The following is a 23,353-nucleotide window of genomic DNA, read 5'->3' as shown; positions in this document are numbered from 1 at the left end:
AGATACTCTAAACAGAATAAGGGGGAGGCTTCCATTGCTTCAGTATATCCATTTACCTTTAGCAGATTGTTGAAAATCAACCCGTTTTCCTTCGCTCCATCGTTTTGGGGCGTGGCAAAAAGCCAGTTTCATCAAAGACTGAAGATCTGATTTTTGGTTCATTTTGACTATTCCATCACCAGTCGTTTCGATGATCAAAGAGAGGATTGAGGTCATGAAAAATAAAACATTTCATTTCCTTTGGATCGGACAATCTTTCGCGAATTTCGGAGATGTGTTCTACATTGTTTCCGTTGTCTCTTACCTATATCATTTGACATCGAAAGCCATGGCTGCCGCATTAGTCCCTTTTTTCGTTACATTGTCGTTATTTATTAGCGGAATCGTCGCACCGATATTTTTCGAAAAATATAAACTAAAAACGTTATTGTCCTACGGACAAATGTGTAAAACATTTCTGCTGCTTTTTCTCTCGCTGTTTTTGCAATGGGGTGCGGAACATTACACTGCGATCGTTTATGTTTTTGTATCATTGATCGCTTTTTTAGATGGGATCAATAATCCGATTAAAAACTCCCTCGTTCCTTTTATCGTTTCCAAGGAGGAAATCTTGAAAGCCAACAGTTTTGTAAACACGTTAGACCAATTCATCAAACTTAGCGCATGGCCGATTGGGAGTTTGATTGTCAGTGTAGGGTCGCCGTTCCTTTTAATCAATATCACCTTATTGTTCTATGTCGTCTCAAGCATTCTCATGTTTCTGTTGCATATACAAGAACATACAAAGAAGAAGACGGCTCAAGGCAAAGGCCTAAAGAACTTTCTCCTTTCGATCAGTCTAGGATGGGAATACACTTGGAGAAATGTGCACGCTAAATCGATTAGCTTCATGTCATTTTTTGAAGGAATCGGAAATGGGGTCTGGATTTCGGCCATCCTTTATATGTATGTGAAAGAACAATTACATGTAGGAGAGGAATGGTGGGGATATATTAACTCTGTTTTCTTTGGCGGCATGGTGATAGGGGGATTGTTAAGCGTTAAGTTTAGTCAATCGGTTGAAAAAAACCAGCAATTTTTTGTATTGTTTGGCCCGTTTTGTATCGCTATTGTCACACTGTTATTTGGCACAACGACGCACGGTGCGCTGGCGCTTCTGTATTCCGCCCTGTACGGGATCATCGAACAATGGAAGCTGATCTGTCTTCAGACGATTCTTCAAAAAAATGCCCGGATGGACGCTCTGCCTCATGTTTTTGCCGTGCAGGGAGTCATTAGTTCCGTAACATTCGGAATTTCCACATTGTTAATGAGCTTTATCGCCGATGTTTACGGGATTCGTTTTTCATTTTATTTGTCTGTTTGCTGCTTTTTGATCAGCGGCTGGATCAGTTATCGTCAGCGGAAAATCTGGAGTTATAAGGAGAACCAAAAAGGAGAAATCACGGGAACTATTTTGTGAGCTCCCTCTGTAAATGATCACTTTATTTCAGAACAAAGCAAAGGAATCAGTCTTGCTTCATCATATGGCAGAGTGCAAACCGAAGGATTGTTTGCGCCCCTGCCTTTTCAACATTAGAATCAAAACGCCAATCGGGACGATGAACGTCGCCGACAAATTCTGTCAATAGACTTTACCCTCGATGGCCGTAAGGTTCGAACGCATAAAATGATTGTCGTCGATCCCCCGGGATTTTTGCACGATTGGAGGTCGACGACAATGCGAAGGCGGGTTTACTTCTTCAGCTGTTCAATCTTTTCCGCCGGCAGCCCGGTCAGCTCGTGGATCGTGTCGACATCGTACCCTTTCGCCAACATTTTCTTCGCGACGTCGATTTTCCCTTCCTCGATCCCTTTTTGACGTCCCTGTTCAATCCCTTGCTTCATCCCTTGCTTTATTCCTTGTTTCAACCCTTGTTCGATTCCTTGTTTGACTCCTTGTTGAATGCCTTTCTCGATTCCCCGCTGTTCGTATGAGATGATGAGCTCCATCACTTGTTTCGCTTCCTTCGTCTCCATTTGGCTCACCTCGTTTCGCAGTTGGATTTCCTCCGCTTCGGACAACCGCAAATACGTTTCAAAAAACCCAAACAACAGCCGCTGTTTCGCCTCATCGAGCTCGAGGCGGACGAGCATGCGCAAAAACTCCTTTTTCACTTCCACCTTCTCGCTTTCATTATACCCCATTTTGCTTAACAAGGCGGCGGCAACCGGATTGTCACGGCGGATGTACTCGCGCCACGGCAGTTTGTGCAGTTCCACCGTCAGAAAGCGGAAGTCAAGAACCGTCAAAAATGGAAATTGAATCATCAATGAGGAAGGTTCGTCGTGGCGTTCGTCGTAGCTGAAGATGGCAATCGGGAGGATGCGGCGGCGGTGTTTTTGAAACAAGCGGCTGAAGTAGAGGAACATTCGCTCGGGGAACGTCCGCTGCTTATAGCTTTGATGTTCGACGTGAACGATGACGAGCCCGTCTTCCCCTTTTACCTTTGTTTCGACCAACAAGTCGACGCGGTGCTTCTCCCCGGCTGTCACGTCGGTGAACAGCTCTTCGGAGAGGAAAGAGAGATGGTGAACGTCGATGTGCTCGTACACGTCAGGAAAGAAAAGAAGCAAAAAGTCTTCGAAAAACGTCGACAGCAGCTCCTTGAACAACCGGTCGTGATCGATTCGCTGTTTGGCCACGTTTTCCCTCCTTGCGATATCAAATTCATTGCATCCTATTCGCTTTCTTCCGGCCCAACTCCTGCTTTTCCCCGAACTTTTTCATCCGTTTCGCTGTTACGGCCGGAATCGGGGCAAGCGGCCTAGTTTTCCCTCGCTTCCAAAACAGGGAGCGCAAACCGTTCTTCCGTTTGCGCTCCCATTCCCCACTTAGTCGGCCGCCCCATTCGGTGCGGCTCCGCGGTCTCCCGCATTCAATTCGTCGAATACAGGCTGACGAGCTCGTACGTCACCGTCGTCCGGTTGTCTTCCCACTCGAGCTTTTTCACGACCGCGATGCCGCTCGCTTCGCTTTGTACGGTCCGGCGCACTTCAAGCGGCACGTCGAGCGGATACAAGCGGTATCCGTCTTTTTCCAGCACAAACACATTTCCTTGAACGCGCTGTTCCTTCCCTTTGGTCACAATGACCGTCTGCACTTCCATCGGCATGCCCATATGATTTCAACCTCCTTGGCTGCCCATCGATTCGTTGGCGGCCGCGCCGCCTTTCTACTCGTATCGTATCACACCGTCGGCTGTTGTTTCATCCATTGTGTAAGCCTTTGCACCGTCTTGCGGTTGGCTGGCGGCGGAAAATAGTGGGTGAACGTGGGGAAGTACCAAGCCGTGACCGGTTTGCCGAGCTGCTTCAACCGCCGTTCCAGCCGCCAAGCGTGCTCAATCGATACGTTCTCATCACGTCCGCCGTGGATGATGAGCACCGGGGCCTTGAGCCGTTCCAGATGATAGAGCGGCGTGCGGTGCCGGTAGCGCTCTGGGCATTTGTTCGGCGTCCCGCCGATGACGCGCTTCATCATCCGCCGCAAATCCGGACGTTCCCAGTATGTTAGCGCTACATCCGTCACGCCGCCCCAAACCGCGACGGAACAAACCCGTTCAGCGAGCATGGCGGCATGAAGCGCCATCGCCCCGCCGCGCGAGAAGCCGAACAGATGGACGCGCCCCGGGTGGACGAGCGGGTGGCGGCGAAGAAGCTCAAACCCGGCAAATGCGTCATAGCGATCGTCGCCGGCGAAATCTTCGTTCCCTTCCCCGCCTCCGTTGCCGCGGTAAAGCGGGGCGAAGACGGCAAATCCGCGCGACGCGAACTCGATGAGGCGCGGCACTCGCACCTGCCCGACGTTTTTGATCCCGCCACGCAAATATAAAAACCCGTCGTACACGCCGTTTCCTTTCGGCGCCGCGAAAAACCCTTTCACCTTCAGCCCTTGGGACATATAGGTGACAACGAACACCTCGATGCCCGGGTGCGGCGACGGAAACCGGTATTGGTCGATGATGTCCCCGTCCATACGCCCGCCTCCTTCCTACGCGAAACTAGATGATGCGAACCACCCGTCATCATCCCCCAATGCCTTCTTTCATTAGGGCAAGTGGAGATGTCCGACTGCCTCGCCGCTCTTGCATGCCGCCCCTTGGAAGAGCATCAACTTGAAAAAGCCCTCGAGCGCGAGGAACGGCCCGACCGCCTATTTTTTCTAGGCCTTCACACATTTTTCCCTCCTGCATACGATAAGGTGAAGCCAATGTTCACCGCACGTGGACGAAAAGGGGGTAAGCCGCATGAAAAAATGGATCGCATGGTTGTGCTCGCTTCTTCTCCTTCTGCCGCTCGCTGCCTGCGGCAACGGCAACGGCCAAGGAGAAAAGCCGCTGAAAAACGTCCGGCTCGCCGAAGTGACGCACTCGATTTTTTACGCGCCGCAGTACGTCGCCTTAGCGAAAGGCTTCTTTAAAGAAGAAGGGCTCGATGTCGAGCTGACGACGACATGGGGCGGCGACAAAACGATGACGACGCTGCTGTCCGGCGGCGCGGATATCGCTTTGGTCGGCTCGGAAACATCCATTTATGTCTATGCGCAAGGGACGGATGACCCGGTCATCAACTTTGCGCAACTCACGCAAACTGACGGCACGTTTCTCGTTTCCCGCAAAAAAATCGACCACTTTACGTGGGAGATGTTGAAAGGAAGCACGTTTCTCGGCCAGCGGAAAGGCGGCATGCCGCAAATGGTCGGCGAATTTGTGCTGAAACAACACGGCATTGACCCGCACAACGATTTGCATCTCATTCAAAACGTCGATTTCGCCAACATCGCCAACGCGTTTGCGAGCGGGACCGGCGATTTCGTCCAGCTGTTTGAACCGACCGCGAGCATTTTTGAGCAAGAAGGAAAAGGCTACATCGTCGCTTCCTTTGGCACCGAGTCCGGACGCGTCCCGTACACATCGTACATGGCAAAGCAAAGCTATATAAAAGCGAACAAAGACGTCATTGAAAAATTTACGCGCGCCATCTACAAAGCCCAGCAATGGGTGGCATCGCACAGCGCCTCGGACATCGCGAAAGCCATTCAGCCGTATTTCAAAGACACCGATTTGGCCCTCATCGAAAAAGTGGTTGATCGCTACAAAAGCCAAGGCACCTACGCGACCGATCCGATTTTAGATGAAGAAGAATGGAACCACTTGCAAACGATCATGGATGAAGCCGGCGAACTGCCGAAGCGCATCGATCTTGAAACATTAGTGGATTCATCGTTTGCCAAACAGGCGATGAATGAGTAACGAAAGCGGGTGAATCGGATGTTTCTTGCCATTGACCGCCTCTCGCACACGTATTTTACGAAAACGACCGCCGTCACCGCGCTCGATCAAGTGTCGCTGTCCGTCGAGAAAGGAGAGTTCGTCTCCTTTCTCGGCCCCAGCGGCTGCGGCAAAACGACGTTGCTGTCGATCATCGCCGGGCTCATTGAGCCGACGGAAGGATCGGTCTGCATCGACGGCGAACCGCTTTGGCCGCGGGAAACGAACGCCGCTATGGCGCGCCGGGCAGGCGGAGCGGATTCACCGATCCGCCGCGCGGTCGGCTACATGCTTCAGCAAGACTACTTGTTTCCATGGAAAACAATCGAGGAAAACATCTTGCTCGGTCTCAACATCACAGGAACGTTGACGCCAGAAACAAAAGAGCGGGCGCTCGCCCTGCTGGCCGAGATCGGCCTCGGCGGCGTCGAATCGTATTATCCGAGCCAGCTGTCCGGCGGCATGCGCCAGCGCGCCGCCCTCGTGCGCACGTTGGCGACCGACCCGAAGCTGTTGCTGCTCGATGAGCCGTTTTCCGCCCTTGACCAACAGACGAAACTGAAGCTGGAAGAACTTGTATGGAAAACGTTACAGCAATACGAAAAAACCGCGGTGCTCGTCACACATGACATCGAGGAAGCCATCGCCATGAGCGACCGCATTTTCTTGTTTTCGCCGCGGCCAGGCCGCCTTGTGCGGACGTTTGCCATTCCAGATGAGCTGCGGCACTGTCCACCGTTCGCCGCCCGCCAGCATTCGGCGTTTTCCGCGTTGTTTCAATCCATTTGGAAGGAGATGGAGGCCCTTGAATCCGTCTAATGAACGCATCCGCTCGCTGCATCATAACTACCTTGCCGCACTCCGCAAAGAGCGGCGCGTGATCCGCCTTTGGCAAGCCGCACTCCTTGTCGCCTTTTTCGCCGTCTGGGAAGCGGCGAGCCGCTTTCATTGGGTCGATCCGCTCTTGTTCAGCTCTCCGTCCGCCATTTTCAAGCTGTTCTTGGAAAAAATCGGCGATCACTCTCTTCTCACGCATACGTGGGCGACTTTGTTTGAAACGATGCTCGGGTTTGTCATCGGCACGGCCGGCGGCGCGCTGATCGGCGCGTTGCTTTGGTGGTTTCCACGCCTCGCCAAAACGCTGGATCCGTATTTGGTCGTCTTTAACGCCATGCCGAAAGTCGCGCTCGGACCGATGTTGATCGTCGCCCTTGGGCCGGGGTTTACATCCATTATCGCCATGGGCGTCGTCATTTCGATCATCATTACGACGATTGTCGTTTATGCGTCGTTTCAAGAAGTCGACCCGAACTATGTGAAAGTGTTGCGGACGTTCGGCGCCACCCGCTACCAATGTTTCAAAGAAGCGGTGCTGCCGGCGTCGTTTCCGGCGATCATTTCCACGTTGAAAGTAAACGTCGGCCTCGCCTGGGTCGGCGTCATCACCGGCGAGTTTCTCGTTTCCAAACAAGGGCTCGGCTATTTAATTATTTACGGCTTCCAAGTATTCAATTTTACCCTCGTCTTAATGAGTTTACTCATTGTCGCGCTGCTGTCGACGGTGATGTACCAGCTTGTCGCGATGATCGAAAAAAAATGGAGCAGCCGCCGCTAAGAGACGTTCGCGAACGATCGATGGGCGTCTCTTTTTGCTTTGCCGCCGACGGCGAAACAAGGCCGCCAAATATTAGTCGATCCACCCGCGCCGTTTGAGTTCCGCAAGCGCTAATGGAAGCACATCATCCTTCATGAGATAGCTAAAGCGCCGATCGTCGCGGATATGGTCCGGCAACGCCGAAAGCAGCACCGGGCCGTTCGTCTCCCAATACGATTCCCGCTCTAGAAGTGCCGTAATGTTGGCGAAATACATGTTTTTCACAAGATCCGGCTCGACCTCGTATTGGCCGACATAGGAAAGACGGCCAATGACCCCGCCTGTTTCTTCCATCACCTCACGGGCAGCGGCCGCCTCAGCCGTTTCTCCGCTTTCAACCTTGCCGCCGGGAAATTCGAGGCCGCGGTGCGGATGATCTGTCAATAGCCACTGATCTTGGTAGCGGCAAATGATCCACACATGCCCGGGGGCCGAGGAAAACGGATGGTCCGCAAACGCCAGCCGGACGCGATGCCCGTAGTAATCACGAAATTCATACATCGGACTCTCCCCTTTCCTCTCCCCATTATACAAAAAAAGCCGCCCCATTCGCGGCTTTTTAGTCGTTTGTTTCTGTTTCTTCAGGTAGGATGCCAAGCGAGCGGACATGCGCCTTCGCTTCGTCATTGCCAAGCCGGTAAATCATTTCGTAAATTTTCGTCATCGTTCGGTCATAGGCGTCATTTTCCCGGTCGTAATGATATTGGACATACGGCACATGGGCGCGCCAAAACGCCTGCCAGTCCGTCGAATAGTTTTGGTCAAAATACTCGCGCAGCTCGGCGATTTCCCGGTCGGTTGCCTCAATTTGGAAGTCCCATGGCGACGCCGTTTTCAACTGAGAAATTTCTCCGGTTGCCATCGAGACGTAGTACGTCTTTTTCCGTTCTTCTGCCACACTCGTCCACTCCTTCTGCTCTTTTTGTTTAGTGTGGGGCCATCTAGGAAAAATATGCGGATTTCACGAAAATGGGCGAACAAAATGAGGTGGCCGTTTCGGCGGAAGCGATCGATAAGGCAAGAGGGCCACTCCGGCATAATCGGAAAACGTACAATGCAGCGTTTTCCTCAGAAGGCCGGTGATGAAAGGAGCAAGCCGCTTCACCGCCTTGTTTCTCAAATAGAGAAATTTTGCGGCATCGGCTTCTCATTTCACATGGTCTAACGTCAGCTAGGAGCGATCATTATTTTTCACCAGCCTTTCAGAGATTGGCGACTGAGCCAACCGTTCATCCTCATCGGTCAATGCGAAAGGAGCATTGTACACAAAAATCCCCCGCCAAGCTAGCCTTCGGGGGTCATTTCATCTCATCTTTCAACAGCTCGATCGCCTTGCGCAGCACGGCCGGAATCGGAACGCCGGCCCGTCCGGCGTTTTCCACAATCGAGATAAATTCATTGGCAATATAGAAAAATATGATCGCATCACGAATTAAGTGCATATCCCAGCCGATGGCCAAATCGACGAGATGGGATGCAGCGACAAGCACGAAAATAAGCAATTTGCGGACGATGCCGCGAAACCCGACCTGGCTTGACAGCCTGCCTTCCAACGCACTCGCGACAATACCGGTGATATAATCGACGATCACTAACGCTAGCAAAATGACTACAAATGTGTCCACGCTGCCGACGAACAGTGACACGAGCGAACCGAACAGCGAAACCCCGATCATCGGAATCGGCTTGTTCACGTTCCCCCCCTCCTTCGACATAGAATACGCGTAACTATTCTATGCCGAGGAGACAAAGCAAGCCGCGGCGCTTTCCCTAAACAATGCTTTTTTTCGACAAAAGCAAAAGGCTGCCCGGTGGGGTGACGGGCAGCCTGTCCGTTTACCGTCCCAAAAACGATTTCAGCATCCAGACGTGTTTTTCCAAACTCCGGTGAATGCCAAGCAGCATATCCCCTGTCGTTTCATCGCCGACTTCATCCGCCACTTGCATTCCTTCCTTCAGTTCGCCGATCATCGTCTCAAAATCGCCGGCAATCGCGGCGACCATTTGCTCGGCCGTTTCCGTCCCGGTCGCTTCCTTGACGGACGCTTGCTCCAATGCGCCTTTCATCGTCGCCACCGGTTTGCCGCCAAGCGCCAGCAGCCGCTCGGCGAGCGCGTCAATATGGCCGGCCGCTTCGTTGTAAAGCTGTTCAAACTTCTCATGCAGCGTAAAAAATTGCGGTCCGGTGACATACCAATGGTAGTTGTGCAGCTTCACGTACAACACGGTCCAGTTCGCGATTTGCTTGTTGACAATGTCCGTTAATTGGTTTGCCATATTCATTCCTCCCCATGGTTGATTTACCCAACTTGTCCGTTATTGAAACAGCCGAACCTTGCCGTTGAATAGGTTGCCCGATTGCAGCAGAAATATGAATGTGCGCGTGTTCCCGTATGATATAATGGAAAGAAAAAAGGCAGGCGTCATCATGTATTGGACGTTAGTGATTTGTCTTATCATTGTAGCGGTCGTTCTTTTGTTGGCAGTCGTCACCACTTCGAAAGCGTACGGGTACAAACATACAGTAGATCCGCTTCCCGAGGAACGGGGCGACAAACAACAAACCGGCCCAAAACAGCCGCAGTAGCGGCTTTCGGGCCGGCCGATTCATCAGCCGAACACTTTTTTCAGCTCCGTTTTCTCTTGCGACAGCCAAAAGCGCATCAACTCTTTCGCCGCCTCTAAGTCATGCAGCTTCGCTTGGCCGCATTGCCGCTCGGTGGCGGCCGGCACTTCCGTCGCATTCAAGGCGTCTTTCATCGTCTCCTCAAGCAAATCGATGATTTCCTCAACGGTCGGCGATCCGCTCACGACAAGGTAGAACCCCGTCTGGCAGCCCATCGGCGAGATGTCGATAATGTCAAAATGATCGTACTTGGCCGCATGTTTGCGCAGCGTATACGCCAACAAGTGCTCTAACGTATGAATGGCCGCCGGGTCCATCGCTTCTTTGTTCGGCTGGCAAAAACGAATATCGAACTTATTGACAACGCCGTCGCTGCCGACTTTGTGAACGCCGCAATGCCGCACGTACGGCGCTTTGACGGCGCAATGATCCAATTCAAAGCTTTCTACCGGTGAAGGCATACAAAATCCCCCTTAGTCGTGTATTCTCTTTTTTATCATAACCAAAACGAGGGGTGTCCCGCATCTTTTTTGCCTTCCATACCGTTTCGGCCGGAAAGACCTTGACTTCCAAAGCCGGCGGGACAGGCGAAACACCCGCTGGAGGCGAATGCCTTTTCACCATAACGCACCATTTCCCTTGAACGGAAAAGCGGTTTATTCTATTGTAGAAATAGTGACAACGACGGAAAGGAATGGTTGCAGTGGCCAAGTTGTTGATCATGCTCATCCGTTTTTACCAACGATTTCTTTCCCCGCTTAAGCCGCCAACTTGCCGTTTTTACCCGACCTGCTCGAATTATGGGCTCGAGGCGGTAAAACGGTTTGGCGCCCTCAAAGGGGGGTGGCTGACAGTGAAGCGGATTTTGAAATGCCATCCGTTTCATCCGGGTGGGTTCGACCCTGTTCCTGAACCATCTCAGCACCTTAATGAAACAAAATAACTGTATTCCCCCTTGCCATTTTCCTCATTTTTTTATCGAAGAAAACGGCCATTCCATCCGGAACGGTTTTTGAATTGGCTTGAAAATTGGCCAATAGAAGTAGTTCGGGCGAAAGGATTTTTTTGGCTTGCTTCGAGGAATGACATGTGCTGCCTGTTATCACAAGCTGGGACGTCCATTACCATTCAAGGAGCCGGGCAATGGGTGGCTACCTATCCGGAAGAAGCCATTCGTGAGATTCTTCAAGAAGACGACGCATTGCGCACAAATTGGGACAACGTATACGGCGATCGTATGACCGAGTTCGTGTTAATCGGCATCGAGATGGATGCCAGGCGGATTGAAGCGACGCTTGATGAATGCCTGCTGACAGATGACGAAATGAAAGAGGACTGGACAATATGGAAAGACCCTTTCCCACCATTTCATCCTTCGCTTTAAGCAATGATAAATGCTTTTCAAATCGGAATCATTACGATATAATAACGAAGGACATATCTCTTCGAAGGAAGGAGCTCATGATGAGAACGAAATCATGGATTGTATGCGTATTTCTCGCTTTATTCGGCCTGCTATACGGCTGCCAAAGCAACCAAAATCCGAACGAGACGCAACCCGCGAAAGAAACGTTAACGATTTATACAACCGTCTACCCGCTCGAAGATTTCACGAAAAAAATCGGCGGCGATGCCGTCGAGGTCCATAACGTTTATCCGCCGGGAGCGGAAGCCCATACGTTCGAACCGACAACGAAAACGATTCAACAGATCGCCGAGGCGGACGCCTTCATTTACATCGGCCAAGGCATGGAGCCTTTCGCTGAAAAGCTAAAAGAAACGTTAAAAAATGAACCTGTTCGCTTTCTCGCTGCTGCCGACGGCATCGACCTCCTTGAATCGTCCCATGAAGAACATGGAGAGGAACATGAACATAACGCCGAAGAAGGCGGCGGAGGGGAACACAATCATGGTGACAAAGACCCTCACGTCTGGCTTGACCCAATCCGTTCGATCACGATCGCCGAACAGATTCGCGACCTGCTGATCGAGCTCAAACCAGAGCAAAAAGAAATGTTTACGAAAAACTTTAACACCTTAAAAGCAAAACTAGAAGCGCTTGATCAAACATTCCAACAAACCGTGCAGTCAGCGCCGAAAAAAGACATTCTCGTCGCCCATGCCGCCTACGGTTATTGGGAGGAACGCTATGGGCTCCGCCAGCGGAGCGTATCCGGCCTGTCACCGACAAACGAACCATCGCAAAAAGAGCTTGCCGCGCTCATCGATTGGGCAAAACGCCATCACATTCGCTATGTTCTTTTTGAGCGCAACATCCCAGCCAAAACTGCGGAAATGGTGCAGCATGAAATCGGCGCCAAGGCGCTCTATTTGCACAACCTTGAAACGCTGACTGACGAAGACAGGAATCAACACCGTGATTACTTCGACTTGATGGAAGAAAATATTGAAACGATTCAACAGGCGCTCCGTTAGCCTTTCCCCGCTCCGCTGCCAAGGCGGAGCTTTTTTATCGCTTTTTTTGCCGAAACTTTCTTTTTCGTGGCAGTGCTCCAAAAGATGGAGGACGAATGTAATATACCATTTTTGTTTAAAATTTTCTAAAAATTATATGGAACATTTGCGCAAACGAGCGATGATCACGCTTCCGATCAGCATCATTTTCGCCATATGCATCGCTGTCTCCTTACTTTCTCATGAACATCAAACCAGACACGTCCCACATCTCCAAAACGCAGAAGCTGGCCGAGTATACAAAGCCAGCCAACGGTCCGCCTGCGGCTCCCGCCGATCTGAACCATGACGGCCAGATCGATCTCCACGACGTGCTGCTGGCCTTGCAAAAGCAGCAACGACAAACAGGCGATAACAAGAAAAAAGATCACCAATAGCGACACCTTGCCATAAGTATATGATAAAAATGGGACGTTTCTGACTGCGCCCTCGCAAGGACAAGGCAGAGAACGTCCGAACGTTTTTTCTTTCAAGGTGAAACGGCATGTCGGGCTTTCATTCCATTGCAAGACATGCCGTTTTTTATTAGGCAGACATCCATTCAATGCGGCGGCCGCCCGTCCATAAAAAGCAACATTCGAGTTCGCGCGGGCAAAATCCGACCGCCTTTCGGCATAAAGACGGCATGCTTTCCTTGCATTGCCGGATTTGTCCCTCTTCCTCGCACCATAACAATACGCGCACCCGGTCGCGGTAAACGATGCAGAGGCTTGCACTGCTCCATTCCTCCTCCCTTCCCTGATGCCCCCCGCCGACAAGCAACAGCGGTTTGCATTCTGCTTCTTCCGCCGAACCGAAAAACTGCAGCAAATGGTCCGTCACTTTGGCGAGCACGAGGCCATAATGCAATGGCGAAGGAAAGAGAGACAACGAAAGGAGCGGGCGGTGCATTTCAATCAGCCTCAGCAGCTGAAACGGCGACCGCAAGGAAGGGGCTGTTTCACAATACGCCTCGACGACGCGGCGGAGAAATCGGTGAACGGCATAAACCCAAGCGCCTTGCGTTTCTTGATGTATATATCTCATCGCTGCCGCCTCCCATGTTTATGCATGTTGTTCCAGCTGCTCCAACACAGCATAAATCGAACTCCACGACCGCTTGACAAAGTAAATGGGCTTGTCTTTGCTTTTCGCCTTTTCTTTCACTTTTTTCGCTAAGTTATGGTTAATGTAATCGATCATCACTAATACGGCATCCACATGTTCCGGGATATCGCGCTTGACCATATTCACTTTTCGGCCATTGACATGAATGATTTCCCGGAAACCGGAATCCGCTAATTTATCGGTAATGTTGCCTAAATGATCCGCACCAACAACAAGCAATGAGGCCATGACATCTTCCTCCCTTATCGCTTTCTCTATTGCTATTTTAATTGAGAATGATTTTCTATGTCAATGATAATGATAAATGTTTTCATTTTGTCACATTCAAAAAAACCGTTCCGACTTTAACAAGGCGACGGGCGACAGAACGGCCTCTGTTTCTTCCCCTTTCCGCTCATAAATGGCGGCTAAGCCGGCAAACTATTGGTGTAGGCGATTTCACTATGATAAGGGGGATGACGAATGGCGAAAGACGTTCTTTGCGAAGTCCGCAACTGCCATTATTGGGCGGAAGGAAATCGCTGCAGCGCCGAGGCGATTTACGTCGTCAGCCATACAGGAAAAATGGCGTCCGATTCGACGGAAACGGATTGCAAAACGTTTGTTCCTTCTGATGAAGCATAACTGTCAAGCAAGTCAAGCGCTGCCTGGCTGACCGGGCGGCGCTTGCATAGTTAGAGGGGGATGACGATGGACAAGCGCGCCAGCCTCATTAACGCGTTCAAGGAGGAAATGAAGAAGCGCCATCCGGCGGCCTATCCGGTTTGCATCGACTCCTTCACGAACTTGTGGCAGTACGAGTTCGGTTCATTGGAGCAGTTGCCGCCCGATATTAAGCGGCTTGTCGCCTATCGGGCGGCGGAGCTTGGACTGGCGGACGATGATTTTTAATGCCGGCTGCGGGATCAAGCGAGCGCCCCGTTTATCGGCGGGGCGCTCGCTGTTCTGCTTCCGGAATGAGCGTTTTCAGCTCGCGGCGCAGCAGTTTTTGCGCTGCATTGCGCGGCAGCGCAGGAACGAAATACATGCGCGCCGGCACTTTATAGGTAGCTAATCGGCGGCGGCAAAATTGCTTCAATTCGTCCTCATCCGCCGCCGCCCCTTGCTTTAATTTCACAAACGCGTACGGCACTTGCCCCCATGTTTCATCTTCCACGCCGGTCACCCCGGCTTCTTCGACAGCCGGATGCGCGAGGAGCACGGCCTCGATTTCGGCGGGGTAGACGTTTTCGCCGCCGGAGATGATGAGGTCAGAGCGGCGGTCAAGTACGTACAAAAACCCTTCTTCGTCGACATACCCGATATCTCCCGTATAAAACCAGCCGTCGCGGATCGCCTGTTCGGTCGCCTCCGGGCGGTGCAAATACCCTTTTGTCACGTTTGGCCCTTTCACGACAATTTCCCCGGCTTCATACGGCGCGGCCGGCTGCCCGTCGCGCATGATGCGCAACTCGGCCGGAAAAAGCGGCTTGCCGGCTGAGCCGAGCTTGGTCAAGCTGTATTCCGGCGCCAAGGTGACAATTTGCGACGCCGTTTCCGTCATTCCGTACGTTTGGTATACCGGAATGCCTTTTTTTTTGCACGCTTCAAGCAGCGGCTGCGGCGCCGGCCCGCCGCCTAGCAGCATGCAGCGGAACGTATCCGGGTAGCGCGCTGCGCCTAGTTCGGACACCATCCGCTGCAGCATGGCGGCCACAACCGACATGACGGTTACCTTGCCGTCCATGATCAAAGCGTTGGCCGCCTTGGCGTCAAACGACGTCTGCAGCTGCATCGGCATGCCGTAAATGACGCTGCGCATGGCGATCGACAGCCCGCTAATATGAAACAGCGGCACGGCCGCCAGCCAGCAGTCGCGCTCGTGCAACCCTAAGTTGAGCGCCGAGCCGACAGCGCTCCACCAATGGTTGCCGTATGTTTGCAGCACGCCTTTCGGGGTGCCGGTCGTCCCCGATGTATACATAATCGTTGCCGTCTCGTCCAAATGGCAGGTTTCTTTAAGCAACACGTCCGCTTCGGCAAACGCGGCGAGCGCGCTCACCGTTATGACCCGCCCGTCGCCGCCGAAGCGGCCGGCCAGATCGTCGTCGGCAATCACGACGCGCGCCCCGCTGTCATCGAGCTGCCAACAAAGCTCATATGGCGTAAGGCGCACGTTTTGCAGCAACGCACGGGCGCCGAGGAAAAACAACGCATGGACGATCTCCATCATCTCCACGCTGTTTTTCATCAGCACCGCGACAATGTCGCCTTCTTTGACGCCCGCCCCGGCAAGGCGGCGCGCCCAGCTCGCGGCGGCTTCATACAGCTCAGCGAACGTTTTCGTCCGCTTTCCGTCACTGATGGCCGTCCGCTCCGGGGTCAAAAACGCCCGCTGCTTCAGCCAGTTTGGCATCGTTGTCATTCATTTTCCCCCTTTCATCGTAAAGAAGCAGCTTGACGGGACATCAAGCTGCTTCTTCGTTCTCACGGAAAACGCGGAAACTGGCCGAAGTCCGGTTTCCGTTTTTCTTTAAACGCTCTCATTCCTTCTTTCGCTTCTTCCGTCGTATAGAAAAGGAGCGTCGCATCGCCGGCGAGCTGCTGAATGCCGGCCAAACCGTCGGAATCCGCATTAAACGCCGCTTTTAAGAAACGAATGGCCGTCGGGCTTTTTTCCAAAATTTCTTGCGCCCATTTGACCGTTTCCTCCTCAAGCTGTTCAAGCGGCACAACTTTGTTGACGAGCCCCATCTCGAGCGCTTCTTGGGCGTTGTACTGGCGGCACAAATACCAAATTTCGCGCGCCTTTTTATGGCCGACGATGCGCGCCAAATAACCGGCGCCGTAGCCGCCGTCAAAGCTGCCGACTTTCGGCCCCGTTTGGCCGAAGATGGCGTTGTCGGCGGCAATCGTTAAATCGCAGACGACATGGAGCACATGACCTCCACCGATCGCATACCCGGCGACCATCGCGATGACCGGTTTCGGGATGACGCGGATGAGCCGCTGCAAATCAAGCACGTTCAGGCGCGGAATTTCGTCCTCGCCGACATATCCTCCATGGCCGCGCACTTTTTGGTCCCCACCGGAGCAAAACGCCTTGCCGCCCGCGCCGGTCAAAATGATGACGCCGATGTTCGAATCGTCCCGCGCCCGCGAGAATGCATCGATCATCTCGTTGACTGTTTTTGGACGGAACGCATTATGTACTTCCGGGCGATTGATCGTAATTTTGGCGATGCCGTTGTACGTTTCGTAAATAATGTCCTCATAATCGTACTCTTTCACCCATTCAAACGGCATTCATACTTCCCCCTTTTTAATGAATTCACTTACTATTTTAGCAAAAATGCCGGGCTGTTCCACATGAATTGCATGTCCAGCCTCTTGCACGCAGATGAGTTCGCTGTTCGCCAGCTGTTCATGCATGTCGGCAGCAATGCGGCAAAATTTCTCATCGTGCTCCCCGCAAAGAAGCAGCACAGGCGCTTGGATCTCCCTAAGCCGCTTCCACCACGACGGCTGCACGCCTGTTCCCATCCCGCGCAGGCTGTTGGCGAGCCCTTGCTCCGTATGGCGAAGCCGCTCGCGGCGAATGGCCGCCCGCACCGGCTCCGGAAGCCGCTTTTGCGTGGCAAAGAGCGGCAGCTGTTCCCAATGATCAACAAACGCGCGGACGCCGTTTCGTTCAATCATGTGCGCGAGCGCCTCATCGGCTTCTCGCCGCGCGCGCCGCTCCGCTTCCGTCTTCAGCCCCGGCGAGCTGCTTTCAAACACTAAGCGGCGGATGCGATGCGGATGCCACATAGCAAAGCTCAAAACGAGCCGCCCGCCCATCGAATAGCCGAGCACGTTCACTTTTTCGATGCCAAGTTCATCAAGAAGCGCCGTCAAGTCGGCCGCCGCCTGCTCCATTCGGTACCGATCGGCGCTTTTGGGCGCCTCCGTCCGCCCATGTCCGATGAGGTCAACCGCTATGAGGCGAAAGTCCTGCCAAAAAGGAATGAGCGGCCGCCACGTATCCGCGCTCCCAGTGAACCCATGCAGCAGCAACAACGGCTCCCCTTCCCCATATTGTTCCACATGGTAACCAATTCCATTCAGTTCCACGGCTCTTCCATTCCTTTTTGTTCGAGAAATTTCCCGATTTCCTGGGAAACACGTTTCCACAACAATCGATGCATTTGGACATTTTCCGCGCGCGACGTGCGCACTTCGATAACGTTCAGCCCGCCTGTGTCGAGCGATTCGGCGACATGGCGGCGAAATTCGTCCCATGTGTGCGGCGCCGCATAACGGCCGCCATACATCTCGACCGCATGGGCAAACGACAAATTCGTCGGCGTGCCGAACAACGTTTCAAACGGCCCTTCATGGCGCGCCTGCGGCAAAAAGGAGAAAATGCCGCCGCCGTTATTGTTCAGCAGTACGATCGTCGCCTGCAGCCCGTGCATTTTGGCCGCCAGCAGGCCGTTTAAGTCATGGTAAAACGACAAATCGCCGATGACAAGCACGAGCGGCTGCGCAACAGAGCTTGCGCCCAAAGCGCTTGAGACGACGCCGTCAATGCCGTTGGCGCCGCGGTTGGCGAGAACGCGAAACGGCTTGTCCGTGGCAAAGAAAAACGTATCGGCGTCGCGGATCGGCATGCTGTTGCCGACAAAAAGCGTGGCTCCCGCCGGCAGCAGCTCAGCAAGTTCAGCAAACACTTTCCCTTCAAACCATTCGTCTGCCGGCAAGTGCTCCCGCAACACGGTGCGGGCGATGTCGTTGATCTCCCGCCACGTCGTCGACCAAACGCTCTCGTTTCGCTTCGGTTCGGCGATGTCAAGCAGCTGGCGGCAAAAAACGGTTTCATTGCTATGGACGACACATGCCGCCGACAATGTCGGATCGCGCCAGCCGCCATCATCGACAACGATTTGGCGGATCGAGCGGTGTTGCTTGAGCCATAAAAAGAGCGGCTTCGATACCGGCATGGCGCCAAACCGGAGCACGACGTCCGGCACGAGCTTTGACGCGATCGCCTCGTCTTTTAACATGGCATCATAGCTGTCGATGACATACGTTTTGTCATGCGAACCGGCACGCAGCTGGGAAAGCGGGTCGGCGAGAATCGGAACATCAAGCGCCCTTGCCAGCTCCGTCACCGCCTCGGCAAAACCGGGCTGGTCAAGCGGTCCGCAAACGATCAGCCCGCGCTTGGCTGCGGCCAACTGCTCATAGAGCACCGCCGCGTTTTCTGCTGACAGCGTCGCACAGCCGCTGATCATTTGCGGCGTTTCCGCCACGGTGCGCACCCGCTCCCAAACGTCATCGCCGATGATCGGCACGAGCGGCTCGCGGAGCGGGACGTTGACGTGCACAGGTCCAGCCGGCGCGCCCGCCGCGATGGCCGCGGCCCTTGCCGCCATCGTCCGCGCATAGCGAAGCATCGAATCCGTCTCTTCCGGCAGCGCCAAGTCGACAAACCATTTCGCATAACGGCCGTATAAATGCAGCTGGTCAATCGCTTGCGGCGCGCCGACATCGCGCAGCTCGTGCGGCCGATCGGCCGTCAGCACGACAAGCGGCACGCGCGAATAGTGCGCTTCAACGATGGCCGGCAAATAGTTGGCCGCCGCCGTCCCCGACGTGCATACTAACGCGACCGGCCGCTGTTTCGCTTTCGCCATGCCGAGGGCAAAAAACGCCGCCGACCGCTCATCGATGTGCATCGAAAAGCGGAGACCGCGATGCTCCGCCATCGCCATCGCAAGCGGCGTCGAGCGCGAACCAGGGCTGATGACGGCTTCTGTCACCCCAGCTTGCACCAGCCCGTCAACAAAGGCGGCCACATAATATGACAACGCGTTAGTCATTGTTCATCACTCCTAAAGCTGATAACATCGGGGCCATTTTGACGTTCGTCTCTTCATACTCGCTCGTTGGATCCGAATGGGCGACAATGCCGCAGCCGGCAAACAGCGTCGCCTTGTTCCCCTCAAGCAAACCGGAGCGAATGGCGACCGCCCATTCCCCGTTGCCGTCCGCATCCACCCAGCCGATCGGAGCGGCGTACCACCCGCGGTCAAGCGGCTCAAGGGAACGGATCGCTTCCATCGCCCGTTCGCGCGGCGTTCCACCGAGCGCCGGCGTCGGGTGCATCAGTTCTACAAGGCGCAGCACCGATGGCTCCCGGCAGCCGCGGCCGACGACCGGCGTGCACAAATGCTGGATATGCGGCAGCTTCAGAAGCTGCGGCACAGCCGGCATCTCCACCGTCTCACAAACGGACGAAAACAAGCTTCGGATCATGCGCACAACAAACTGATGTTCCTCGCGGTTTTTCGAATCCGCCTGCAGCCAGGCGCCAAGCTGTTCATCTTCCGCCACGCTGCCCCCGCGGCGCACAGACCCTGCCAGGCACACTGAGCGGCACGTCTCCCCTTCTTTTCGGACGAGCTGCTCAGGCGAGGCGCCAATAAAACAGCGGCCGTCTTGTTCAAACGCAAACAGATAGGCAAACGGCTGCTGCTCGCGAAGCCGCCTGAGCACAAACGCGGCGTCAATCACCGCGTTGAACGCCAACCGTCGCGCGCGGGCGAGCACGACTTTCTCCAATCGGCCGGTGCGAATCGAGGCGATCGCTTCATGAACCGCCGCGAGCCACCGCTCTTTTTCCTCTTCTTCATCCGAGATGACAGTCGGAAACTCTGCTGAAAACGGCAACGGCTCCTCCATCCGTCGAAGCAGCCGCCCGATTCGTTCCATGTCCCGCTCCATGCCGCCAGCGGGCAGCGTGACCGTCAGCAACGTCCGGCCGTTTTTGACCGAGAGAAGCACAGCCGGCGCCACGAGCTTTCCGGCTGAAAACCCGCGCCATACCGAAGCGGGCGGCCGGTGCGGGTCAAACGAAAACCCGCCGAACAACAGCGGCGGCATATCTGCTTCGCCGTGCTGCTCGATCTGTCCGGCCCATCGTTGCCGCTCTTGTTCGATATACTGAAACCGTCCGTCTGTTTCCTCTGTTTCGATCGCATAGGCCGAGCCAAGGCCGACAAAGACGGTGCCGCCGCTTCGGTCAGACCAAAAAAACCGCTCGCGAAACCCGCAGGCCGGTCCTTGCATAAAAAAAGAAACCGGATCGATGTCTTCCAACGGTTCCGTCCAGCTGACAAACGGCCGTGCGGCGCTCGCCGCCAGCTCGTGCAGTTGTTGTTGGATTTTATGTTGAAATACAATCGCCACGACCCTCACGCTTTCTTTCGTAAGATTCCCTCTCCATCCCCTACATCCATTATATATAATAGGAAATCATTTATCTATCGGAAAGGGTTGACACGCCTTAAACGTTTTCCTACACTTATTTTGACTATATTTTCACGAAACATTAAGGGGAAATCCATATGCAGCCATCCACACATATCGATCATCGACCGCCAGCCCGCCGCGACTGGCGCGTCTTTTGGCGGCTGACGCGGCCGCATACGCTGACGGCGGCGTTTGTACCGGTATGCGTCGGCACGGTGCTGGCGCTTGGCGAGACGGCGGTTCGCCTTTCGCTCTTTGCTGCCATGCTGATCGCTTCGTTACTCATCCAGACCGCAACCAACATGTTTAACGAGTATTATGATTATAAGCGCGGTCTCGATTCGCCGGAGTCGGTCGGCATCGGCGGCGCCATCGTCCGCGATGGCCTCGAGCCGCGAACCGTATTGGCGCTGGCGTTCGCCTGCCTTGGAGCGGCGATGCTCATCGGCGTTTACATTTGCTCGCAAAGCAGCTGGTGGCTTGCCGTCATCGGAACGGTTTGTATGGCAGCCGGCTACTTTTACACCGGCGGGCCGTTTCCGATTGCTTACACGCCGTTTGGCGAGCTGGCGGCCGGGTTTTTCATGGGATTTGTCATCATTTTAATTTCCTTTTTTATCCAAACGGGCGATGTTAGCGTGAAAGCGGTGCTCGTGGCCATTCCGGTCGCCATTTTAGTCGGCGCGATTTTGCTCGCCAATAACATCCGCGACCTAGACGGCGACCGCGAAAAGGGGAGAAAAACGCTCGCCATTTTAGTCGGGCGCGATTGGGCGATCCGCGTGCTTGTGATGATGTTTGCCGCCGCGTTTCTTTGGGTTGTGGCGCTGGTGCTGTTCCGCGTCGTGCCGTTTTGGACGCTGCTTGCCTTGCTGAGCGTGCCCAAAGCAGTGGCAGCGGCGCGCGGGTTTATCGGCAAAACGAAACCGGCGGAGATGATGCCGGCGATGAAAGCCACCGCTCAAACGAATACGCAGTTTGGCTTTTTGCTCGCCATCGGCTTGCTCGTCAGCCGCTGGCTATAACACGGTCGGAAGGGCCGTGTTTTTTTTTGATTTTCGCCCATACTACACCATATAGACGCTATTGTGAAGGAAGGGGTTGCAACCGATGTTGACGAGCGAACAACTGGCCGCCTTCCGCTCAACGCTGCTTGAGATGAAGCGGGACATTGAAGACCGGCTGAAGCAAAACGACCATTTCGGCCTCGTGCGCAGCCATGCCCATGATGCGGTCGGCGAGCTGGCGAGCTATGACAACCACCCGGCTGACGAGGCGACCGAACTGTATGAGCGGGAAAAAGATCTCGCCTTAGACGAACATACCGAGCGTGAATTTCGCGAAATTGAACGGGCGCTTGCGGCCATTGCCGACGGCACGTACGGAACGTGCCGCATCTGCGGGCAGCCGATCCCGTACGAACGGCTTGAGGCGCTGCCGACCACGCTTTATTGCCGGCAGCACAGCCCCGACCAAACCGTCTCGCAAAAACGGCCGCTTGAGGAAGGGGTGCTTATGCCGCCGTTTGGCAAATTTGACTTTGACGACCGCGATGAGTCGGTCGCTTACGATGCCGAGGATGCGTGGCAGGAGGTCGCCCGTTACGGCACGTCCGACACCCCGTCCGACCTTGGCAAAAACGTCGACTACTACGGCGAAGTGTACGCCGAGTCGGAAGAGAACGTCGGCTATGTAGAAGACTTGGAAAATTTCGCGGCTGTCGATTTGTACGGAAAACACGTCAACGTGTATCCGACGAGAGAGCATGAGCTGCTCGAAAATCAATTGGACGATGAAGGCATCATGTCCAATATTGGCGATTTACCGGCGTACGAAAAAGACCCGTATACGTCCGAGGACAGTTACCGCCGCTATGACGAAAGGCCGTCCCAGCAAAGCTTTGGGGAAACGAATCCTTAAAACCAGCCGAGGCCAGCGAGCTTCGTCAAAAAGGACCATCCGTGCGATGGTCTTTTTTGAAACAGTGAAGACATGTTTTCCGTAGTACATACCGGAACGTTGATCACGATGATGGAGGCGAGAAGATGAACACACACGAAATTGATTACCAGCTGTACGGCGATGACATGCAGTTTGTCGAAATCGAGCTCGACCCGCGCGAAAGCGTCATTGCGGAGGCGGGCGGCATGATGATGATGGAAGACGGCATCACCATGGAGACGATATTCGGCGACGGCTCCTCGGGCGGAAGGGGGCTGCTCGGCCGCCTTGTCGGCGCCGGCAAACGGCTGCTCACCGGGGAAAGTTTGTTCATGACGGTGTTCACCAATCAAGGAAGCGACAGGCGCCGCGTCGCCTTTGCCGCCCCGTACCCGGGGAAAATTATTCCGGTTGATTTGAGCCAGCTCGGCGGGAAACTGATCTGTCAAAAAGATTCGTTTTTATGTGCCGCCAAAGGTGTCTCTGTCGGCATTGAGTTTCAGCGCAAGCTTGGCGCCGGCTTTTTCGGCGGCGAAGGATTTATTATGCAAAAACTAGAAGGGGACGGGCTCGCCTTTTTGCACGCCGGCGGGACGATTCACCGCCGCGAGCTGCAGCCGGGGGAAAAGCTGCGCATCGATACCGGCTGTCTTGTCGCGATGACAAAGGAAGTCGATTATGACATCGAATATGTCGGCAACATTAAGACGGCCTTTTTTGGCGGTGAAGGGTTATTTTTAGCCACCGTGACCGGCCCGGGAGCGGTCTGGGTGCAATCGCTTCCGTTCAGCCGGCTCGCTGACCGCGTGCTCGCTGCCGCTCCGAGCGCCGGGGGGCGGTCAGTCGGCGAAGGCAGCCTCTTAGGAGGCATCGGCGATTGGCTTGACGGAGACGACTAAAACGAAAAGGGGCGTTCTGAACCAAGCAGAACGTCCCTTTTCCTTTCATGCCTTTACCTTCGGG

The 23,353-nt window shown here is 54.1% G+C and carries 27 protein-coding genes and 1 pseudogene; 13 read left to right on the top strand and 15 right to left on the bottom strand.

The genetic code is table 11. The annotated features are described in order from the left end of the window. Positions 1 to 214: 214 nt before the first annotated feature. On the top strand, positions 215 to 1,462 hold the full coding sequence (locus B9L21_RS01775) for an MFS transporter (protein WP_063164944.1): 1,248 nt from the start codon (positions 215 to 217) through the stop codon (positions 1,460 to 1,462). 272 nt (positions 1,463 to 1,734) lie between these two features. Here B9L21_RS01775 and B9L21_RS01770 read toward each other — a convergent pair whose 3' ends face one another. The 3 genes from B9L21_RS01770 to B9L21_RS01760 all read right to left on the bottom strand — a co-directional run bounded on the left by B9L21_RS01770 (position 1,735) and on the right by B9L21_RS01760 (position 4,018). Continuing rightward, on the bottom strand, positions 1,735 to 2,685 hold the full coding sequence (locus B9L21_RS01770; protein WP_063164943.1) for an Rpn family recombination-promoting nuclease/putative transposase: 951 nt from the start codon (positions 2,683 to 2,685) through the stop codon (positions 1,735 to 1,737). Between the two features lie 233 nt (positions 2,686 to 2,918). Next, positions 2,919 to 3,161: a DUF2584 domain-containing protein gene (locus B9L21_RS01765; protein WP_033009830.1), complete on the bottom strand. Its 243-nt coding sequence runs from the start codon at positions 3,159 to 3,161 to the stop codon at positions 2,919 to 2,921. A 68-nt stretch (positions 3,162 to 3,229) separates the two neighbouring features. Then, positions 3,230 to 4,018, bottom strand: a complete 789-nt coding sequence (locus tag B9L21_RS01760) for an alpha/beta hydrolase family protein (RefSeq protein WP_063164942.1) — start codon at positions 4,016 to 4,018, stop codon at positions 3,230 to 3,232. A gap of 271 nt (positions 4,019 to 4,289) precedes the next feature. On the opposite strand from B9L21_RS01760, the gene B9L21_RS01755 reads away from it, so the two are divergent. Genes B9L21_RS01755 through B9L21_RS01745 form a run of 3 tightly spaced genes read left to right on the top strand, consistent with a single transcriptional unit; the run spans position 4,290 to position 6,927 of the window. Then, on the top strand, positions 4,290 to 5,294 hold the full coding sequence (locus B9L21_RS01755) for an ABC transporter substrate-binding protein (protein WP_063164941.1): 1,005 nt from the start codon (positions 4,290 to 4,292) through the stop codon (positions 5,292 to 5,294). A gap of 18 nt (positions 5,295 to 5,312) precedes the next feature. Beyond that, positions 5,313 to 6,131: an ABC transporter ATP-binding protein gene (locus B9L21_RS01750; RefSeq protein WP_063164940.1), complete on the top strand. Its 819-nt coding sequence runs from the start codon at positions 5,313 to 5,315 to the stop codon at positions 6,129 to 6,131. Then, positions 6,118 to 6,927, top strand: coding sequence for an ABC transporter permease (locus tag B9L21_RS01745; protein ID WP_063164939.1), 810 nt, complete (start codon positions 6,118 to 6,120; stop codon positions 6,925 to 6,927). The genes B9L21_RS01750 and B9L21_RS01745 overlap by 14 nt, the downstream gene beginning before the upstream one ends. Positions 6,928 to 6,999: 72 nt before the next feature. Here the strand turns inward: B9L21_RS01745 and ytkD are convergent, their stop codons facing one another. The 4 genes from ytkD to B9L21_RS01725 form a co-directional block, all read right to left on the bottom strand. Beyond that, the gene (ytkD, locus tag B9L21_RS01740; protein WP_063164938.1) at positions 7,000 to 7,467 is read right to left on the bottom strand and encodes an RNA deprotection pyrophosphohydrolase; all 468 of its coding nucleotides are present in this window, start codon (positions 7,465 to 7,467) and stop codon (positions 7,000 to 7,002) included. A gap of 58 nt (positions 7,468 to 7,525) precedes the next feature. Further along, positions 7,526 to 7,864 (bottom strand): hypothetical protein, encoded by a 339-nt coding sequence (locus tag B9L21_RS01735; RefSeq protein WP_063164937.1) that lies wholly within the window; start codon positions 7,862 to 7,864, stop codon positions 7,526 to 7,528. A gap of 400 nt (positions 7,865 to 8,264) precedes the next feature. Next, positions 8,265 to 8,660: a holin family protein gene (locus B9L21_RS01730; protein ID WP_063164936.1), complete on the bottom strand. Its 396-nt coding sequence runs from the start codon at positions 8,658 to 8,660 to the stop codon at positions 8,265 to 8,267. Positions 8,661 to 8,802: 142 nt separating this feature from the next. Then, positions 8,803 to 9,243, bottom strand: a complete 441-nt coding sequence (locus B9L21_RS01725) for a Dps family protein (protein WP_063164935.1) — start codon at positions 9,241 to 9,243, stop codon at positions 8,803 to 8,805. A 151-nt stretch (positions 9,244 to 9,394) separates the two neighbouring features. Here B9L21_RS01725 and ytzI point away from each other — a divergent pair, with 151 nt between their 5' ends. After that, entirely contained in the window at positions 9,395 to 9,553 is a 159-nt protein-coding gene (gene ytzI, locus B9L21_RS01720; RefSeq protein ID WP_225995611.1) for a YtzI protein, read from the top strand. Between the two features lie 23 nt (positions 9,554 to 9,576). On the opposite strand, the gene B9L21_RS01715 is transcribed toward ytzI, so the two are convergent. Next, positions 9,577 to 10,053: an S-ribosylhomocysteine lyase gene (locus B9L21_RS01715; protein WP_063164933.1), complete on the bottom strand. Its 477-nt coding sequence runs from the start codon at positions 10,051 to 10,053 to the stop codon at positions 9,577 to 9,579. 260 nt (positions 10,054 to 10,313) lie between these two features. Here B9L21_RS01715 and yidD point away from each other — a divergent pair, with 260 nt between their 5' ends. The 3 genes and pseudogenes from yidD to B9L21_RS01700 all read left to right on the top strand — a co-directional run bounded on the left by yidD (position 10,314) and on the right by B9L21_RS01700 (position 12,028). Beyond that, positions 10,314 to 10,535 carry a membrane protein insertion efficiency factor YidD gene (gene yidD, locus B9L21_RS01710; RefSeq protein ID WP_409071376.1) on the top strand — a complete coding sequence of 74 codons (222 nt, stop codon included), beginning with the start codon at positions 10,314 to 10,316 and terminating at the stop codon, positions 10,533 to 10,535. Between the two features lie 21 nt (positions 10,536 to 10,556). Then, positions 10,557 to 10,976, top strand: a pseudogene (locus B9L21_RS01705) (GTP-binding protein); the annotation flags it as partial. A gap of 80 nt (positions 10,977 to 11,056) precedes the next feature. After that, complete coding sequence (locus tag B9L21_RS01700; RefSeq protein ID WP_063167280.1) at positions 11,057 to 12,028, top strand: metal ABC transporter solute-binding protein, Zn/Mn family; 972 nt, start codon at positions 11,057 to 11,059, stop codon at positions 12,026 to 12,028. Positions 12,029 to 12,592: 564 nt separating this feature from the next. Here the strand turns inward: B9L21_RS01700 and B9L21_RS01690 are convergent. Next, positions 12,593 to 13,093: a hypothetical protein gene (locus B9L21_RS01690; RefSeq protein WP_063164929.1), complete on the bottom strand. Its 501-nt coding sequence runs from the start codon at positions 13,091 to 13,093 to the stop codon at positions 12,593 to 12,595. 18 nt (positions 13,094 to 13,111) lie between these two features. Further along, positions 13,112 to 13,402, bottom strand: a complete 291-nt coding sequence (locus B9L21_RS01685) for a DUF2325 domain-containing protein (protein WP_063164928.1) — start codon at positions 13,400 to 13,402, stop codon at positions 13,112 to 13,114. A gap of 234 nt (positions 13,403 to 13,636) precedes the next feature. Between B9L21_RS01685 and B9L21_RS01680 the strand changes: the two genes are divergently transcribed. Next, positions 13,637 to 13,798, top strand: a complete 162-nt coding sequence (locus B9L21_RS01680) for a DUF1540 domain-containing protein (RefSeq protein ID WP_082816514.1) — start codon at positions 13,637 to 13,639, stop codon at positions 13,796 to 13,798. Positions 13,799 to 13,864: 66 nt separating this feature from the next. Beyond that, a complete protein-coding gene (locus tag B9L21_RS01675; protein WP_063164927.1) occupies positions 13,865 to 14,065 on the top strand; it encodes a hypothetical protein in 201 nt (66 codons plus the stop codon). Positions 14,066 to 14,096: 31 nt separating this feature from the next. Here the strand turns inward: B9L21_RS01675 and B9L21_RS01670 are convergent, their stop codons facing one another. The 5 genes from B9L21_RS01670 to B9L21_RS01650 form a co-directional block, all read right to left on the bottom strand. Further along, complete coding sequence (locus B9L21_RS01670) at positions 14,097 to 15,578, bottom strand: o-succinylbenzoate--CoA ligase (RefSeq protein ID WP_063164926.1); 1,482 nt, start codon at positions 15,576 to 15,578, stop codon at positions 14,097 to 14,099. Positions 15,579 to 15,640: 62 nt separating this feature from the next. Beyond that, positions 15,641 to 16,459 (bottom strand): 1,4-dihydroxy-2-naphthoyl-CoA synthase, encoded by an 819-nt coding sequence (menB, locus tag B9L21_RS01665; RefSeq protein ID WP_063164925.1) that lies wholly within the window; start codon positions 16,457 to 16,459, stop codon positions 15,641 to 15,643. After that, positions 16,460 to 17,266 (bottom strand): 2-succinyl-6-hydroxy-2,4-cyclohexadiene-1-carboxylate synthase, encoded by an 807-nt coding sequence (gene menH, locus B9L21_RS01660; protein ID WP_063164924.1) that lies wholly within the window; start codon positions 17,264 to 17,266, stop codon positions 16,460 to 16,462. After that, on the bottom strand, positions 17,257 to 19,017 hold the full coding sequence (menD, locus tag B9L21_RS17855) for a 2-succinyl-5-enolpyruvyl-6-hydroxy-3-cyclohexene-1-carboxylic-acid synthase (protein ID WP_063164923.1): 1,761 nt from the start codon (positions 19,015 to 19,017) through the stop codon (positions 17,257 to 17,259). Before menD ends, menH begins: the two co-directional genes overlap by 10 nt. Next, positions 19,010 to 20,386: an isochorismate synthase MenF gene (locus B9L21_RS01650; protein WP_063167279.1), complete on the bottom strand. Its 1,377-nt coding sequence runs from the start codon at positions 20,384 to 20,386 to the stop codon at positions 19,010 to 19,012. The genes menD and B9L21_RS01650 overlap by 8 nt, the downstream gene beginning before the upstream one ends. Before the next feature lie 158 nt (positions 20,387 to 20,544). Here B9L21_RS01650 and B9L21_RS01645 point away from each other — a divergent pair, with 158 nt between their 5' ends. The 3 genes from B9L21_RS01645 (at position 20,545) to B9L21_RS01635 (ending at position 23,289) form a co-directional block, all read left to right on the top strand. After that, entirely contained in the window at positions 20,545 to 21,474 is a 930-nt protein-coding gene (locus tag B9L21_RS01645) for a 1,4-dihydroxy-2-naphthoate polyprenyltransferase (protein WP_063164922.1), read from the top strand. A gap of 85 nt (positions 21,475 to 21,559) precedes the next feature. Then, positions 21,560 to 22,369 carry a yteA family sporulation protein gene (locus B9L21_RS01640; RefSeq protein WP_063164921.1) on the top strand — a complete coding sequence of 270 codons (810 nt, stop codon included), beginning with the start codon at positions 21,560 to 21,562 and terminating at the stop codon, positions 22,367 to 22,369. A 125-nt stretch (positions 22,370 to 22,494) separates the two neighbouring features. Continuing rightward, entirely contained in the window at positions 22,495 to 23,289 is a 795-nt protein-coding gene (locus B9L21_RS01635; RefSeq protein ID WP_063164920.1) for a TIGR00266 family protein, read from the top strand. The last annotated feature ends 64 nt before the right edge of the window (positions 23,290 to 23,353 follow it).

This window comes from Geobacillus uzenensis (assembly GCF_002217665.1).
GTDB lineage: Bacteria > Bacillota > Bacilli > Bacillales > Anoxybacillaceae > Geobacillus > Geobacillus subterraneus.
This window is presented reverse-complemented; position numbering and strand designations above follow the sequence as displayed.

Excerpts from the sequence above, each read along its gene's own strand:
- B9L21_RS01765 (WP_033009830.1), bottom strand. The coding sequence starts at position 3,161 with ATGGGCATGCCGATGGAAGTGCAGACGGTCATTGTGACCAAAGGGAAG.
- B9L21_RS01640 (WP_063164921.1), top strand. The coding sequence starts at position 21,560 with ATGTTGACGAGCGAACAACTGGCCGCCTTCCGCTCAACGCTGCTTGAG.
- B9L21_RS01685 (WP_063164928.1), bottom strand. The coding sequence starts at position 13,402 with ATGGCCTCATTGCTTGTTGTTGGTGCGGATCATTTAGGCAACATTACC.
- B9L21_RS01645 (WP_063164922.1), top strand. The coding sequence starts at position 20,545 with ATGCAGCCATCCACACATATCGATCATCGACCGCCAGCCCGCCGCGAC.
- B9L21_RS01775 (WP_063164944.1), top strand. The coding sequence starts at position 215 with ATGAAAAATAAAACATTTCATTTCCTTTGGATCGGACAATCTTTCGCG.
- B9L21_RS01680 (WP_082816514.1), top strand. The coding sequence starts at position 13,637 with ATGGCGAAAGACGTTCTTTGCGAAGTCCGCAACTGCCATTATTGGGCG.
- B9L21_RS01670 (WP_063164926.1), bottom strand. The coding sequence starts at position 15,578 with ATGACAACGATGCCAAACTGGCTGAAGCAGCGGGCGTTTTTGACCCCG.
- B9L21_RS01635 (WP_063164920.1), top strand. The coding sequence starts at position 22,495 with ATGAACACACACGAAATTGATTACCAGCTGTACGGCGATGACATGCAG.
- menD (WP_063164923.1), bottom strand. The coding sequence starts at position 19,017 with ATGACTAACGCGTTGTCATATTATGTGGCCGCCTTTGTTGACGGGCTG.
- ytzI (WP_225995611.1), top strand. The coding sequence starts at position 9,395 with ATGTATTGGACGTTAGTGATTTGTCTTATCATTGTAGCGGTCGTTCTT.
- yidD (WP_409071376.1), top strand. The coding sequence starts at position 10,314 with ATGCTCATCCGTTTTTACCAACGATTTCTTTCCCCGCTTAAGCCGCCA.
- B9L21_RS01755 (WP_063164941.1), top strand. The coding sequence starts at position 4,290 with ATGAAAAAATGGATCGCATGGTTGTGCTCGCTTCTTCTCCTTCTGCCG.
- B9L21_RS01690 (WP_063164929.1), bottom strand. The coding sequence starts at position 13,093 with ATGAGATATATACATCAAGAAACGCAAGGCGCTTGGGTTTATGCCGTT.
- ytkD (WP_063164938.1), bottom strand. The coding sequence starts at position 7,467 with ATGTATGAATTTCGTGATTACTACGGGCATCGCGTCCGGCTGGCGTTT.
- B9L21_RS01675 (WP_063164927.1), top strand. The coding sequence starts at position 13,865 with ATGGACAAGCGCGCCAGCCTCATTAACGCGTTCAAGGAGGAAATGAAG.
- B9L21_RS01725 (WP_063164935.1), bottom strand. The coding sequence starts at position 9,243 with ATGGCAAACCAATTAACGGACATTGTCAACAAGCAAATCGCGAACTGG.
- B9L21_RS01700 (WP_063167280.1), top strand. The coding sequence starts at position 11,057 with ATGAGAACGAAATCATGGATTGTATGCGTATTTCTCGCTTTATTCGGC.
- B9L21_RS01750 (WP_063164940.1), top strand. The coding sequence starts at position 5,313 with ATGTTTCTTGCCATTGACCGCCTCTCGCACACGTATTTTACGAAAACG.
- B9L21_RS01715 (WP_063164933.1), bottom strand. The coding sequence starts at position 10,053 with ATGCCTTCACCGGTAGAAAGCTTTGAATTGGATCATTGCGCCGTCAAA.
- menB (WP_063164925.1), bottom strand. The coding sequence starts at position 16,459 with ATGCCGTTTGAATGGGTGAAAGAGTACGATTATGAGGACATTATTTAC.
- B9L21_RS01760 (WP_063164942.1), bottom strand. The coding sequence starts at position 4,018 with ATGGACGGGGACATCATCGACCAATACCGGTTTCCGTCGCCGCACCCG.